Origin of the sequence: Sinorhizobium sp. B11 (assembly GCA_039725955.1) — a bacterium.
Lineage (GTDB): Bacteria > Pseudomonadota > Alphaproteobacteria > Rhizobiales > Rhizobiaceae > Rhizobium.
On record CP091033.1, the window covers coordinates 241,494 to 254,898 of the forward strand.

Annotated in this window: 11 protein-coding genes; 9 read left to right on the forward strand and 2 right to left on the reverse strand. The window is 61.8% G+C overall.

Annotated features, from left to right (window positions below):
- Positions 1–24 precede the first annotated feature (24 nt).
- Positions 25–1,038, reverse strand: a complete 1,014-nt coding sequence (locus tag LVY75_01100; GenBank protein ID XAZ20592.1) for an AraC family transcriptional regulator — start codon at positions 1,036–1,038, stop codon at positions 25–27.
- Positions 1,039–1,175: 137 nt separating this feature from the next.
- On the opposite strand from LVY75_01100, the gene LVY75_01105 reads away from it, so the two are divergent.
- Genes LVY75_01105 through lpdA form a run of 7 tightly spaced genes read left to right on the forward strand, consistent with a single transcriptional unit; the run spans position 1,176 to position 9,238 of the window.
- A complete protein-coding gene (locus LVY75_01105; GenBank protein XAZ20593.1) occupies positions 1,176–1,943 on the forward strand; it encodes a 3-hydroxyacyl-CoA dehydrogenase in 768 nt (255 codons plus the stop codon).
- Positions 1,944–1,965: 22 nt separating this feature from the next.
- A complete protein-coding gene (locus LVY75_01110) occupies positions 1,966–3,153 on the forward strand; it encodes an acetyl-CoA C-acyltransferase (protein XAZ20594.1) in 1,188 nt (395 codons plus the stop codon).
- A 15-nt stretch (positions 3,154–3,168) separates the two neighbouring features.
- Positions 3,169–4,296 (forward strand): acyl-CoA dehydrogenase family protein, encoded by a 1,128-nt coding sequence (locus LVY75_01115; GenBank protein XAZ20595.1) that lies wholly within the window; start codon positions 3,169–3,171, stop codon positions 4,294–4,296.
- A gap of 60 nt (positions 4,297–4,356) precedes the next feature.
- Positions 4,357–5,589: a 3-methyl-2-oxobutanoate dehydrogenase (2-methylpropanoyl-transferring) subunit alpha gene (locus tag LVY75_01120; GenBank protein ID XAZ20596.1), complete on the forward strand. Its 1,233-nt coding sequence runs from the start codon at positions 4,357–4,359 to the stop codon at positions 5,587–5,589.
- A 1-nt stretch (position 5,590) separates the two neighbouring features.
- A complete protein-coding gene (locus tag LVY75_01125) occupies positions 5,591–6,604 on the forward strand; it encodes an alpha-ketoacid dehydrogenase subunit beta (protein XAZ20597.1) in 1,014 nt (337 codons plus the stop codon).
- A 3-nt stretch (positions 6,605–6,607) separates the two neighbouring features.
- Positions 6,608–7,837 (forward strand): 2-oxo acid dehydrogenase subunit E2, encoded by a 1,230-nt coding sequence (locus tag LVY75_01130; protein XAZ20598.1) that lies wholly within the window; start codon positions 6,608–6,610, stop codon positions 7,835–7,837.
- Between the two features lie 3 nt (positions 7,838–7,840).
- On the forward strand, positions 7,841–9,238 hold the full coding sequence (lpdA, locus tag LVY75_01135; GenBank protein XAZ20599.1) for a dihydrolipoyl dehydrogenase: 1,398 nt from the start codon (positions 7,841–7,843) through the stop codon (positions 9,236–9,238).
- A 13-nt stretch (positions 9,239–9,251) separates the two neighbouring features.
- Here the strand turns inward: lpdA and LVY75_01140 are convergent, their stop codons facing one another.
- Entirely contained in the window at positions 9,252–10,277 is a 1,026-nt protein-coding gene (locus tag LVY75_01140) for a LacI family DNA-binding transcriptional regulator (GenBank protein XAZ20600.1), read from the reverse strand.
- A 371-nt stretch (positions 10,278–10,648) separates the two neighbouring features.
- Between LVY75_01140 and LVY75_01145 the strand changes: the two genes are divergently transcribed.
- Together LVY75_01145 and LVY75_01150 are read left to right on the forward strand one after the other, a co-directional pair.
- Positions 10,649–11,755: a mandelate racemase/muconate lactonizing enzyme family protein gene (locus tag LVY75_01145; protein ID XAZ20601.1), complete on the forward strand. Its 1,107-nt coding sequence runs from the start codon at positions 10,649–10,651 to the stop codon at positions 11,753–11,755.
- A gap of 27 nt (positions 11,756–11,782) precedes the next feature.
- Positions 11,783–13,381, forward strand: coding sequence for an ABC transporter substrate-binding protein (locus LVY75_01150; GenBank protein XAZ20602.1), 1,599 nt, complete (start codon positions 11,783–11,785; stop codon positions 13,379–13,381).
- Positions 13,382–13,405 lie beyond the last annotated feature (24 nt).

The following is a 13,405-nucleotide window of genomic DNA, read 5'->3' on the forward strand; positions in this document are numbered from 1 at the left end:
TTCAAAGCTCCCCTTCAACGAAGCCTATTCCCATTGCGCCGATTTTGCCTCTTCACGGCGGAAAGCCTCGGGACTCTTGCCTATCCATTTCTTGAAGGCGCGAAAGAAGGCACTAGGCTCGGAATAGCCGAGCTGCACGGCGATTTCGCCGATCGTCTTCTGGGTGTTCATCAGCATGTCGACGGCGAGATCGCGGCGGATATCGTCCTTGATGCCGGCATAGCTCTGGCCCTCGTCGTGCAGGCGGTGTCGCAGTGTCGAGGAGGGCATGTGCATGTCTTTCGCCAGTGTTTGAAAACTCGTCCAGGCGGCGGGAGAGGTCTGGGAGAGGCGGCGGCGCACCGCAGCGGCGATGCCGGCATCATAGCGGTAGCGCACGAGGATGTTAGCCGGGGCCCCGCGCAGGAACTGCTTCAGGGATTGTTCGCTGCGCGAAATCGGCAGATCGAGCATTGAGCTATCGAAGCCGAGCCGGCTGATCGGCTGCGAGAAGCGTACCGGGGCGCCGAAGAAGAGCCGATAGTCGGCACCCTGGCGAGGTTCTGCGCAGCGAAAATCGACGAGCCGGATCGGGATGCGTCGGCCTACCAGCCAGCAGATGATGCCGTGAAGGAGTATCCAGTAAGTGCGATAGGCGAAGGCCGAGCGCGATTCGCCGGCGTCGCGCAGTTCGATCTGAGCCAGCCCGTCGCGGACGACGAGCGTGCCGCGCGGATCGTCCAGCACCACATCGAGGAAACGCAAGGCCCGCCGCAGCGCATGGCCGAGGGTGGGCGCGTGCAGCACGCAATGGCAAAGCAGGGTGAAACTGCCGCTGCGCATCGGCCGGGCGCCCATGCCGAAGAATTCGTCGTCGAGTTCGGCGGCGATTGCTAGCCAGAGCGCACCATAGACTTCGGCCGAAACCGGCTGACTGATCTGCTCGGGCAGGCCGAGCCTGGCCAGGATCGGCGCGGTCGGCCTCCTCAGCCTTCGCAGGCTGTCGAGGGCTTCCTCGACAAAGCCTGGCGCAATCATGCGTCGCTCGATTTCAGCCATTGCCGCTCCGCCGCCTGTGGCAAAATTGGCCGCGATAATGCGGCAATTCTGTCATCGCTTGCAATAGGGTGAGGGATTAGAATTCCATTTCAGGTAGACTCTGGAGGGAATGTCTGCTGGGCAAGGAGGAGCGATCCGTGCAGATCAGCGGCGCAAATTTCATCGTTACCGGCGGCGGCTCCGGGCTTGGGGCGGCAACGGCGCGTATGCTCGTCGAAGCTGGCGGTCGCGTGACGATCGCCGATCTCAATCTTGACGCAGGCGAGGCGATTGCCCGCGAACTGGGGCAGGGCGCGCGCTTCATCAGGGCCGATGTGACGGACGAAAAAGACGGCGCTGCTGTCATCGCCGCAGCTGTCGATGCCTTCGGTCCGCTTCGCGGGCTTATCAATTGTGCCGGCGTGGCACCGGCCGAGAAGGTCGTCGGCCGCGATGGGCCGCACCGGCTGGAAAGCTTCGTCCGGACGATCAGCATCAATCTCATCGGCACTTTCAACATGATCAGGCTCGCGGCCGCTGCCATCCAGAACGCAGAGCCGGATGCCGAAGGCGAGCGCGGCGTGATCGTCAACACGGCTTCGGCTGCCGCCTTCGACGGACAGATCGGGCAGGCGGCCTATGCCGCGTCCAAGGGCGGCGTCGCTGCAATGACGCTGCCGATTGCCCGCGAGCTTGCCCGCCATGGTATTCGTACCGTGTCGATTGCGCCCGGCATTTTCGAAACGCCGATGATGGCCGGCGTGCCGGCCGAGGTGCGCGAAGCACTCGGCAAGAGCGTGCCGTTCCCGCCGCGGCTTGGGCATCCAGCCGAATTTGCCGCGCTGGTGCGCCATATCCTGGAAAACAGCATGCTGAACGGCGAGGTCATTCGCCTCGACGGCGCATTGCGCATGGGCGCGCGCTGAGCGTCAGCCCGAAGGAGGAAACATGATCCTGCAGGATCCCATCGTCATCGTCGGCACGGCCCGAACGCCGATCGGCAGCTTTCAGGGTGAACTCAAGGACGCCGCCGCTCCCGAACTGGGCGCGGCGGCGATCCGCGCAGCGCTTGAACGCAGCGGTGTTGAGGCTGACGCAATCGAGGAGGTCGTTTTCGGCTGTGTTTTGCCGGCCGGTCAAGGCCAGGCGCCGGCTCGCCAGGCGGCGATCCATGCCGGATTGCCCTTTGCCACGGGCGCCAGCACGGTCAACAAGATGTGCGGCTCCGGCATGAAGGCCGTTATGATGGCGCATGACCTGATTGCTGCCGGCAGCGGTTCTATCGCGGTCGCCGGCGGCATGGAAAGCATGACGAATGCGCCCTATCTTCTTGATCGCGCCCGTGCGGGCTACAGGCTCGGCCATGGGCGGGTCGTGGACCATATGTTCCTCGACGGGCTGGAGGATGCGTATGACAAGGGGCGCTTGATGGGCAGCTTCGCGGAGGATTGCGCCGAAGCCTATCAGTTTACGCGCGAGGCGCAGGACGCCTACGCGGTCACGTCGCTGAAACGAGCGCAGAAAGCGATCGCCGAGGGCCGCTTCGATAAGGAGATCGTGCCGGTAACGGTGAAATCCGGCAGGACCGAGCAGGTGGCGAGCGTTGATGAGCAGCCCGGCAAGGCAAAGCCGGACAAGATCCCCACTCTGAAACCTGCCTTCCGCGATGGCGGCACGGTGACGGCCGCCAATTCCAGTTCGATTTCCGATGGTGCCGCCGCGCTTGTTCTGATGCGCCGTTCGGAGGCGGAGCGCCGCGGCCTCAAGCCGCTGGCCACCGTCCTCGGCCACGCCATACATTCGCAAGCGCCCAATCTCTTTGCCACGGCGCCGATCGGTGCCCTGCAGAAGCTCTCGGACCGCACCGGCCTGCCGCTTTCCGGGGTGGACCTCTTCGAGATCAACGAAGCCTTTGCCGTCGTTGCCATGGCTGCAATGCGTGATCTCGACCTGCCGCATGACAAGGTGAATGTGCATGGCGGCGCCTGCGCGCTCGGCCATCCGATCGGCGCGTCCGGTGCACGCATTCTGGTGACGCTGCTGTCGGCGCTCGAGCGTTACGACCTGAAGCGCGGCATGGCTGCACTTTGCATCGGTGGCGGTGAAGCGACCGCTGTCGCTCTCGAGCGGCATTAGGGGAGGGGCGCGCTGATGATCCTTTCCGAACTTCAGCAGCAGATCCGCGATCTAGCCCGCGACTTCGCTCAGGAAAGGCTGGCGCCGGGAGCGGCCAAGCGCGACCGGGAATCTCTTTTCCCGCGTGAAGAATTGAAGGAAATGGGCGAACTCGGTCTGCTCGGCATGCTGGTGCCGGAAGCCTATGGCGGATCCGACACCGGTGTCATCGCCTATGCCGCAGCACTCGAAGAAATCGCTGCCGGTGACGGACCATGCTCGACCATCATGAGTGTGCATAGCTCGGTCGGCTGCGTGCCGATCCTGAAATTCGGCAATGATGACCAGCGGCAGCGCTTCCTGCCGAAGCTTGCGAGTGGCGAATGGATCGGTGGTTTCGCGCTGACGGAGCCGCAGGCAGGTTCGGATGCTTCGAACCTCAAGACGCGGGCGCGCCGCGATGGCGATCATTATGTGCTCGACGGCACCAAGCAATTCATCACCTCAGGCAAGAACGGCCAGGTCATCATCGTCTTTGCCGTCACCGATCCCGATGCCGGTAAGAAGGGTATCACCGCTTTCATCGTGCCGACCGATACGCCGGGTTACGAAGTGATCCGTGTCGAGGAAAAACTCGGCCTGCATTCCTCCGACACCTGCCAGATTGCCTTCAGCGGGATGCGTCTTCCCGAAGAGCTTCGGCTCGGCGAAGAGGGCGAGGGCTATCGCATCGCCCTTGCCAATCTGGAGGGTGGACGGATCGGTATTGCGGCGCAGGCCGTCGGCATGGCGAAGGCTGCCTTCGAGGCGGCGCGCGATTATGCCCGCGAACGCAGCGCCTTCGGCAAGCCGATCGTCGAGCATCAGGCCGTCGGATTCCGGCTCGCCGATATGGCAACGCGGATCGAGGCGGCGCGGCAGCTGGTCTTCCACGCGGCCTCACTCCGCGAAGCAGGACTGCCATGCCTGTCGGAAGCGTCGATGGCCAAGCTCTTTGCCTCCGAGATGGCCGAGCGCGTCTGCTCAGATGCCATCCAGATTCATGGCGGCTACGGCTATATGGCCGATTATCCGGTGGAGCGCATCTATCGCGACGTGCGCATCTGCCAGATCTATGAGGGTACGAGTGACGTGCAGCGCATGGTGATTGCCCGCAACCTATAACAATAAGGTCCGGCTTCTGGAGGAGAGGAGCGGGGCTGCCAAAGGGAGGAAAAAGACCAGATGGTGGAATCCGCTCGTTTGAGCCTGCATGTCCCCGAACCCGCCGTCCGTCCGGGCGGTCATCCCGATTTTTCCAACGTCAACATCGCAAAGGCCGGCTCCGTGCCGCGGCCGGAGGTCGATGTCGCGTCTGAAGACATCCGCAATCTCGCCTATTCGATCATCCGCGTGTTGAACCGCGACGGTGAAGCTGTCGGTCCCTGGGCTGGCTCATCGACCGATGAGGAGTTGCTGACGGGGCTTCGCAATATGATGAAGCTGCGCGCTTTCGATTCCCGCATGCTGATGGCGCAACGGCAGGGCAAGACATCCTTCTATATGCAGCATCTCGGCGAAGAGGCGGTCAGCTGCGCCTTCCGCAAGGCGCTGCAGAAGGGCGACATGAATTTCCCGACCTATCGTCAGGCCGGCCTCTTGATTGCCGACGACTATCCGATGGTCGAGATGATGAACCAGATCTACTCGAACGAGAGCGATCCGCTGCGCGGGCGCCAGCTTCCCATCATGTATTCCTCCAAGGAGCACGGCTTCTTCACCATTTCAGGCAATCTTGCCACGCAATATGTGCAGGCGGTCGGCTGGGCGATGGCCTCGGCGATCAAGAATGACAGCCGCATCGCAGCCGCCTGGATCGGCGATGGCTCGACGGCGGAATCGGATTTCCATTCGGCTTTGGTTTTCGCCTCCACCTACAAGGCGCCTGTCATTCTCAATATCGTCAACAATCAGTGGGCGATCTCCACCTTCCAGGGCATTGCGCGCGGCGGTTCGGGCACTTTTGCGGCTCGCGGTCTCGGCTTCGGCATTCCGGCGCTGCGCGTCGATGGCAATGACTATCTCGCCGTCCATGCCGTCGCTCGCTGGGCGGCGGAGCGGGCGCGTCGCAATCTCGGCCCAACGCTGATCGAATATGTCACCTATCGCGTCGGCGCCCATTCCACGTCCGACGATCCAAGTGCCTATCGCCCGAAGACGGAATCGGAAGCCTGGCCGCTCGGCGACCCCGTCCTGCGCCTGAAGAAGCACCTGATCGTCAGAGGCGTCTGGTCGGAGGAACGCCATACCCAGGCCGAAGCGGAGATCATGGACGAGGTGATCGAGGCGCAGCGCCAGGCCGAGGCGCACGGCACGCTGCATGATGGCGGCAAACCATCGGTACGCGACATTTTTGAAGGCGTCTATGCCGAGATGCCGCCGCATATCCGCCGTCAGCGGCAGAAGGCGGGGTACTGACATGGCCCGGATGACTATGATCGAGGCGGTGCGCAGCGCCATGGATGTCTCGATGGCACGTGACGACAATGTCGTGGTTTTCGGCGAGGACGTCGGTTATTTCGGCGGCGTCTTCCGCTGCACGCAAGGCCTGCAGGCGAAATACGGCAAGACGCGCTGCTTCGATACGCCGATCAGCGAATCCGGTATTGTCGGCACCGCGATCGGCATGGCCGCCTATGGGCTGAAGCCCTGCGTCGAGATCCAGTTCGCCGATTATATGTATCCGGCATACGACCAGCTTACGCAGGAGGCTGCGCGCATCCGCTATCGCTCCAACGGCGATTTCACCTGCCCGATCGTCGTGCGCATGCCGACCGGCGGCGGCATCTTCGGCGGCCAGACGCATAGTCAAAGTCCCGAGGCACTGTTTACCCATGTCTGCGGCCTGAAGGTCGTCGTGCCCTCCAACCCCTATGATGCCAAGGGCCTTTTGATTGCCGCGATCGAGGATCCTGATCCCGTCATGTTCCTGGAGCCGAAGCGGCTCTATAATGGGCCTTTCGACGGTCATCATGAGCGGCCTGTTACACCCTGGTCGAAACATGATCTCGGCGAAGTGCCGGAGGATCATTATACGATCCCGATCGGCAAGGCCGAGGTGCGACGCACGGGCTCGGCCGTGACCGTCATCGCCTATGGCACGATGGTGCATGTGGCGCTTGCCGCTGCCGAGGATGCGGGCATTGATGCGGAAGTGATCGATCTCCGGAGCCTCCTGCCGCTCGATCTCGATACGATCGTCAAATCCGTCACCAAGACCGGCCGCTGCGTCGTCGTGCATGAGGCCACATTGACCTCGGGCTTCGGCGCCGAAATCGTATCTTTGGTGCAGGAATATTGCTTCTATCAGCTTGAAGCCCCCGTCGTGCGCGTCGCCGGCTGGGACACGCCCTATCCGCATGCACAGGAATGGGATTATTTCCCTGGACCCGGCCGCGTCGGGCGCGCGCTTGCCGAAGTGATGGAGGCCTGAACCATGGGCGAATTCATCATCAAGATGCCCGATGTCGGCGAAGGTGTCGCCGAGGCGGAACTTGTCGAATGGCATGTGAAGACCGGCGATCCGGTGCGCGAGGATATGGTGATTGCCGCCGTCATGACCGACAAGGCGACCGTCGAAATTCCCTCGCCTGTCAGCGGCATCGTAACCTGGCTTGCCGGCGAGGTGGGCGACCGTATCGCGGTGAAGGCACCGCTCGTGCGGATCGAGACGGCGGCGTCGACCGCAGGCGCAGAGCCTACAGCCGTTGCTCAGCCAAAAGCGGCCGAGCCGGTGAAAGTTGAAACTCCGAAGCCCGTGCCAAAAGCACCAACGCCGGCAACTCCGCCGGACGAAAAGCCGCTAGCAGCTCCGTCGGTCCGGCTCTTCGCCCGAGAGAGCGGCGTAGATCTCCGGCAGGTGCAGGCTACCGGCCCGGCTGGGCGCATCCTGCGCGAGGATGTCGAGCAGTTCCTGAATCAGGGCGCGGCACCCGCTCCGGCGCGCGCCGGCTTCGCGAGGAAAACGGCGACCGAGGAGGTCAAATTGACCGGTCTTCGCCGCCGTATTGCCGAAAAGATGGTACTTTCCACCTCGCGCATTCCCCACATCACCTATGTGGAAGAGGTGGATATGACCGCCCTCGAAGAGCTGCGCGCCACGATGAATTCCGACCGCAAGGCGGAGCATCCCAAGCTGACGGTTTTGCCCTTCCTCATGCGGGCGCTCGTCAAGGCGATTTCCGATCAGCCCGATGTCAACGCCACTTTCGATGACGATGCCGGCATCATCACGCGCCATGGCGCCGTGCACATCGGCATTGCCACACAAACGCCGGCAGGACTTACCGTGCCTGTCGTGCGCCATGCGGAAGCGCGCGGCATCTTCGATTGCGCCCTCGAAATGAACCGGCTGGCGGAAGCGGCGCGCTCGGGTACGGCGACTCGAGACGAGTTGTCGGGTTCGACCATCACCATCAGCTCGCTCGGGGCGCTTGGCGGTATCGTCTCCACACCTGTCATCAACCACCCGGAAGTGGCCATCATTGGCGTCAACAAGATCGCGACGCGACCGGTCTGGGATGGCACGCAATTCGTGCCGCGCAAGATGATGAACCTTTCCTCCAGCTTCGACCACCGCATCATCGACGGCTGGGATGCGGCGACCTTCGTGCAGCGCATCCGCACGCTGCTCGAAACGCCGGCGCTCATTTTCATCGAAGGCTGAGCCATGAAAGAGATTGTTTGCAAGCTCCTCGTCATCGGCGCCGGTCCCGGTGGTTATGTCTGCGCCATCCGCGCTGGCCAGTTGGGAGTCGATACCGTCATCGTCGAGGCCCGCAAGCCGGGCGGCACCTGCCTGACGGTCGGCTGCATTCCTTCCAAGGCGCTAATCCACGCGGCCGAGGAATTCGATGCCACCCAGCGCATGCTGGCGGGCAAGAACGCGATGGGCATCCGCGTCGAAGGCGCCTCCATCGATCTGACGAAGATGATCGGCTGGAAAGACGGTATCGTCGGTCGGCTGACGAGCGGCGTCTCCGGCCTGTTGCAGAAGGCGCGCGTGAAGATCGTCCACGGTCGCGCGCATTTCCGCGATGGCAAGACGGTCGAGGTGGAAACGGAGACGGGCCAGCAGATCATCCGCGCCGAGACCGTCGTCATCGCGACTGGCTCCGATCCCGTAGAGCTTCCGAACTTGCCTTTCGGCGGTCGGGTCATCTCTTCCACCGAGGCATTGTCGCTGAGGGAGTTGCCGAAGAACCTTGTCGTCGTCGGCGGCGGTTACATTGGGCTGGAACTCGGGATCGCATTTCAGAAAATGGGATCGCAGGTAACAGTGGTCGAGGCAACCCAGCAGGTCCTGCCGCTATATGACGCGGAACTCGTGCGGCCCGTCATGCGCAAGATGACTGAACGCGGCATTCTTCTATTGACCGGTGCAAAGGCGATCGGCCTTTCCGATGCCGGCGAAGGGCTTATTGTCGAAACGCCCGATAACCGACAGCAGACGCTTGCCGCGGACCGCATTCTCGTCACTGTCGGCCGCCGTCCGAGAACGGCGGGATCGGGGCTCGAAGAACTCGATCTCGACCGCGCCGGCCCCTTCCTCAGGATCGACGATCGCTGCCGCACCTCCATGCGTGGCATCTATGCCATCGGCGATGTCACAGGTGAACCGATGCTCGCGCATCGGGCGATGGCGCAAGGGGAGATGGTCGCCGAGATCGTTGCCGGAAAGAAGCGGGCCTGGGACAAACGCTGCATCCCCGCAATCTGCTTCACCGATCCGGAAATCGTCAGCGCCGGCCTGTCGCCGGCAGAGGCGCGTAGCCAGGGATATGAGATCAAAACCGGCCAGTTTCCCTTCAGCGCCAATGGCCGCGCCATGACCATGCTCTCCGAAGACGGCTTCGTGCGGGTGGTGGCGCGGGCCGATACCAACCTCGTTCTCGGCCTGCAGGCGGTTGGCGCAGGTGTATCCGAACTCTCGGCCGCCTTCGCGCTCGCCATCGAAATGGGCGCACGGTTGGAGGATATTGCCGGTACAATCCATGCGCACCCGACCCGCAGCGAGGCTGTGATGGAGGCAGCGCTGAAGGCACTTGGCAACGCGCTTCATATATAGGCTATAGGCGGACTTACCGGGCCTTTTGCTCGACGCCAGTCGAGCGCCGCTCGACAAGCTCTCCGGAAAGGCGGATCGTCGTCGCGGCCCTCAGAAGCGCCGACGTATCACCCTCGATCATTTCGACGACGACGCGTACGATTTCGTCGACGGGTTGGCGGAAAGTGGTGAGATTGTAGTGCGGCCAGCCGGCCATCGGAATGTCGTCGAAACCTGCAACCAAGACATCGTCGGGAACACGGCAGCCGGCCTCCTCCCGGAGTGCATCAATGCCGCCGATCGCCAGAATGTCGTTGGCGAAGAAAATGGCGTCGGTGCTTTTCTTCGCGGCGATTTCAAGGGCGGCCGTGCGGCCGGCATGATAGCTGTATTCCCGCCCCTCGATCTGTGCGCTCAGCGTCATGCCGAGCTCGGCAATGCGCGTGACGAAGCCGTTCTGCCTTTCCCGATTGGTGGTCGTGTGACTGAGGCCGGCGACATAGGCAACCCTGCGAGCGCCTTGCTTGTGAAAATGATCTGCAATGGCACGCGCGCCTTCGACATTGTTGCAGGCAACACAGCTGAGGTTCGTCTCTTCGATGACGCGGTTGATCAGGATGGCCGGCCGGCCTTCCGTCGCCCAGCTCAGCGTCGCGCCCGACAGGATCGTTGCGGAAATGACGATAACCGCATCGACATTGTAGCGTCGCAATGCCGAAAGCTGCTCCTCTAGATTGGACCCCTTGGCGATGTTGAAGAGCAGGCTCTGCAGGCCGATGCGCTGCAGTGCGCGGGAGAGTTTTTCGATCAGGCCCGGGTAGAAGGGGTTCTGCATGTCGGAGACGACGATGCCGATGATGTTCGTGCGGCTCTTCGAGAGCATGCTGGCGATCGCATTCGGCTGATAGTCGACTTCTGCCGCATATTTCAGAATTCGCTCGCGCAGATCGGCTGCGATGCTTGCGCCTGGTGTGAAGGCACGCGAGACTGCCGATTGGCTGACGCCAAGCATGCGCGCGAGCTCGCGGGCCGTAATCGGCTTTGACGGTTCCCCGTGCAAGGATGGCAATCCTTGTTTGCGCATAATCCAATTCCCCGATCGCCACTGTCTACCTTCTCTTTTCTTTTTGCATTCGGATGCAAGAATTTCAACTACTTCTTATACGCGGCGGCTCGCTAGTTCCTTATGAACTCTTTTGGCTTCCGAATATCGGCGCCGGGATGCGCTGCAGCATCAAAAATCCAAAGAAATAAGGCGTCATTTCATCTTTGAACGTCTGATATCCAGCAGAGGGCACTTTTTCTGATTCCGACATAAAACCTATTCCAATTTCAGCTCAATCCCCGTGTTGCATACGGATGCAAACTGGAAGATGCTTTTGGTAACGACAACACCGGCGCTGAAAACGTCCGTTCTTCGAGGGAATGCCAGTGGGTACGATTATCAAGTCCGTTGAAGCTTTTCAGGTGAAGTGGGAGCCCAACGAGCCGCCGGGCCGCCGCACGGCTTTCGTGCGCGTAACCACGGAAGATGGCATCGTCGGCCATGGTGAAGCTTCGCCGATGATGGGCGGCGAGCACTCGCTTGGCGTCGTCAGGGATTTCGCAGCCTCGCTCGTCGGCGCGGATGCGCTCGATCAGGCGGTCCTCTACGATCGGCTGCTGCACAGATATGTGAAGCTTGGACCTGAAGGCGCTGTCACCGGCGCGCTTGCCGCACTTGATATTGCCCTCTGGGACATCAAGGGCAAGCACTTCAACCAGCCCGTCTACAAGCTGCTTGGCGGCGCCTGGCGCACCGAACTGCCCTTCTATTCGTCGGTTGGCAATAATGCCGGGCGGACCGTCGATGAAACCGTTCGTGTGGTCGAGCAGCGTTGGAAGTCCGAAAAGCCGGCCGCCATCAAGATCCGCTGGGACGGTGACCGCACCCGTCAGGACTATGACATTCCTGGTGACATCGCCAAGGCGAAGGCCGTGCGCAAGCTGGTGGGGGATGATTTCCCGCTCGCGTTCGACGCCAACAACCAATATTCGGTCGGTGGCGCCATCCGCGTCGGCCGTGCGCTCGAAGAGCTTGGTTATGTCTGGTTCGAGGAGCCGGTTCAGCACTACAACGTGCGCGCCATGGGCGAGGTCGCCCAGCGTCTCGACATCACCGTTTCCGCCGCCGAACAGTCCTACACGACCCAGGCCGTTGTCGACATGATCAATGCCGGTGTGCGCATGGTTCAGCCTGACATCGTCAAGATGGGCGGCATTACCGGTCTCATGCAGTGCGCCGCGATCTGCTTTGCCCACGGCGTCGAACTCGTTCCGCACCAGACCCAGCCGACGATCGCCCATGTGGCGAACCTGCATGTGCTGGCAACGCTGATGCACAACACCAAGCCCGCCGAATTCTCCGATCCATCGACACGCATGCATGTCGGCTTCGCCAATCCGCCGATCCCGGAGGACGGCAAGTTCAAGGTGCCGTCCGGCCCGGGCCTCGGCCTGATCGTCAACGACGCCGAGCTCGACAAGCGGCGAAGCTGAATACTCTGACACATGGGAGGAAATGACATGAACCTGAGAAGACGCCAGTTTCTGGAATTGAGCGCGGCCACGGCTGCAATGAGCATGCTCGGACCCGCTCTCGCCCGTGCGGCGAACGATCCCGACACTATTCGCATCGGCATTGCCGCCAACGGCCCGCGCACCAGCGATCCGAACTACACAACACAGGGCGGCGATAACTGGGCGACCGAGCAGATGTACGAACAGCTCGTTCGCCCGGATGACGGCACGTTCGCGACGACGCCGGATCAGTACCGGCCCACACTCGCCACCGAATGGTCGGCCTCGTCGGATGCCAAGACCTGGACCTTCAAACTCCGTCAGGGCGTGCAGTTCCACAAGGGTTTTGGTGAAATGACGTCCGAAGACGTCGTCTTCTCCTTCAAGCGCGCCATGGCCGACGGCACGAACAAGCCGATCCTGTCCAACATCGCCGACGTCGTCGCCACCGGACCCTATGAGGTCGTGATTACGCTGAAGAATTCCGACGTGAACCTGCTGGGTACGTCGATCTTCCTCAACAATACGGCGATCGTTTCCAAGAAGGCCGTCGACCAGATGGGTGCGGAGAAGTTCAAGACCGATGCAGTCGGCACCGGTCCCTACGAACTTACGCGTTTCGACAGCAAGTGGGGCACGGCGCTGAAGCGTCATGAAACCTATTGGGGGGAGAAAGCGAAGGTCGCCAAGGTCGAGTCCGTCTACATCGCGGACACCACGGCGCGTACGCTGGCACTCCTGGCGGGCGATGTCGATATGATCGAGGCCGTGCGCGCACCGGGCTGGGTCGATTCCATGCTGCAGCGTGACTCGACGCTGCAGTTCGACATGACGTCGCCGGGTTCGTTCAACACGCTGCATATCAACCTGAAGCGCAAGCCTTTCGACAATATCAAGGTGCGTCAGGCAATCATGTATGCTGTCGATCGCCATGCGGTTGCCGAGGCCATGAAGCCGATGGGAGGCTTTACCGCCGACCTTCAGCCGGAATCCTTCCCGGGCGGCTTCAAGACCGAAGAGCTGCCGCCGGAGCTTCAGTACAATTATGATCCTGACAAGGCCAAGGCTCTGCTCGCCGAAGCCGGCTTCCCCGATGGTTTCGACTTCGAAAGCAATGTCAGCCAGCGCGAAGACTATGCGTCGATCATGCTGATCGTACAGGAACAGCTGCGTGCCGTTGGCATGCGCATGAACCTGCATATCGGCGACCACACCGCCTATCATGCTGATAATCAGCACGACAAGAACACGCTGGCCCTGCATTCCTCGAGCTATCCGCCTATCCCGACGCAGCTTTATACTCAGCAGCTTTCGACCAAGGCGGAAGTCAAGCCGGATGGATCCGGCGGCATCAACTACAGCCACTACGGCGTGGTCATTCCGGGCATCGACGACCTTCTCGCCAAGGCCCTGCAGGCGACCGACTACAAGTCCTATGTCGATTACTGCCAGCAGATCGAGCTTCAGGTCCTGCGTGACCTACCGCTGATCGGCATGTCGACGCTGTCCTTCACGGTTGCCCGTAATGCCCGTCTCGACCTCGGCTACAAGGTGCAGAGTGGCTATGCGCGCTGGCGCTTCCACCACGCAACCAAGAAGGCCTGATTTCCAGGTCGCGATGAATGCGGG

Excerpts from the sequence above, each read along its gene's own strand:
- LVY75_01100 (XAZ20592.1), bottom strand. The coding sequence starts at position 1,038 with ATGGCTGAAATCGAGCGACGCATGATTGCGCCAGGCTTTGTCGAGGAA.
- LVY75_01110 (XAZ20594.1), top strand. The coding sequence starts at position 1,966 with ATGATCCTGCAGGATCCCATCGTCATCGTCGGCACGGCCCGAACGCCG.
- LVY75_01115 (XAZ20595.1), top strand. The coding sequence starts at position 3,169 with ATGATCCTTTCCGAACTTCAGCAGCAGATCCGCGATCTAGCCCGCGAC.
- LVY75_01120 (XAZ20596.1), top strand. The coding sequence starts at position 4,357 with ATGGTGGAATCCGCTCGTTTGAGCCTGCATGTCCCCGAACCCGCCGTC.
- LVY75_01125 (XAZ20597.1), top strand. The coding sequence starts at position 5,591 with ATGGCCCGGATGACTATGATCGAGGCGGTGCGCAGCGCCATGGATGTC.
- LVY75_01130 (XAZ20598.1), top strand. The coding sequence starts at position 6,608 with ATGGGCGAATTCATCATCAAGATGCCCGATGTCGGCGAAGGTGTCGCC.
- lpdA (XAZ20599.1), top strand. The coding sequence starts at position 7,841 with ATGAAAGAGATTGTTTGCAAGCTCCTCGTCATCGGCGCCGGTCCCGGT.
- LVY75_01150 (XAZ20602.1), top strand. The coding sequence starts at position 11,783 with ATGAACCTGAGAAGACGCCAGTTTCTGGAATTGAGCGCGGCCACGGCT.